Source organism: Corynebacterium tuberculostearicum (genome assembly GCF_022347235.1).
GTDB classification, from domain to species: domain Bacteria; phylum Actinomycetota; class Actinomycetes; order Mycobacteriales; family Mycobacteriaceae; genus Corynebacterium; species Corynebacterium tuberculostearicum_F.
This window is the reverse complement of the sequence record NZ_JAKRDX010000052.1, coordinates 1-844: the sequence shown is the minus strand read 5'-3', so window position 1 is coordinate 844 and position 844 is coordinate 1. Positions and strand designations below refer to the sequence as shown.

General features: G+C 53.1%; 1 protein-coding gene. It reads right to left on the bottom strand.

What is annotated here, in order from left to right:
* Nucleotides 1-38 precede the first annotated feature (38 nt).
* Nucleotides 39-844 (bottom strand): IS3 family transposase (locus MHK09_RS11630; RefSeq protein WP_250413615.1); only part of this gene is annotated, 806 nt, incomplete at its 5' end.

Genomic DNA, 844 nt, shown 5'->3' with positions numbered 1-844 from the left:
GGGCCTGACCCCCGGAAAGTGGACACGTCGGGGGTTAGCTATGCTGCTCTAGTCAGTGTAGCTGAATTCTCGGCTTCAAAGACGTCAGGAGCTGAAAGATTGCACCAGGAGTGCCGTCGGCGTGTGTTGTAGCGCATGCACCACCGGAAGACTTCTTGGCGGCAGGAGATCGGATTGTCAAAGACTTTCCTGTCACGCAAGATTTCCCGCTTGAGCGTGGCGTTAAACGATTCTGCTAGGGCGTTATCAGCACTCGTTCCTACCGCTCCCATAGACTGGCGCACACCCAACGACGAGCAATAGTTCCTAAAGGCTTGTGAGGTGTACACGCTGCCGTGATCAGAATGGAAAATTGCCCCTTTAAGGCTTCCGCGGACTTTCCTGGCATGGGACAAAGCTTCGATAACCAGTGATACCCGCATGTGATCGGCGAGTGCATGTCCGACAAGTTTGCGCGAGTAGACGTCGATGACCGTGGCCAGGTACATGTTCTTGCCGCCCTTACACGGCAGGTACGTAATGTCGCCTACATAGACGTGGTTTGGCCTGTCAGCTGTGAATCTGCGGCCTACTAGATCTGGCATGACGCGGTGACCAGGCTTACGCCTGGTAGTGACGCATCGGCGGCGTTTGGTAAAGCCTTTAAGTCCCATGGATTTCATGATTCGTGCGACTTTCTTGTGATTTATCGGGCCAAAGCTCGTATCGGCTTTAAGGCTTGCAGCGATGCGTTTAGCACCATAAAGCCCGTATTCATCATCGAAGATGGTCTTGATTCTTGCACCAATAAGAGCATCCGAACACGTCTTTAACCTGCGTTCTTCGCGGGTTTGCACCCATTTGT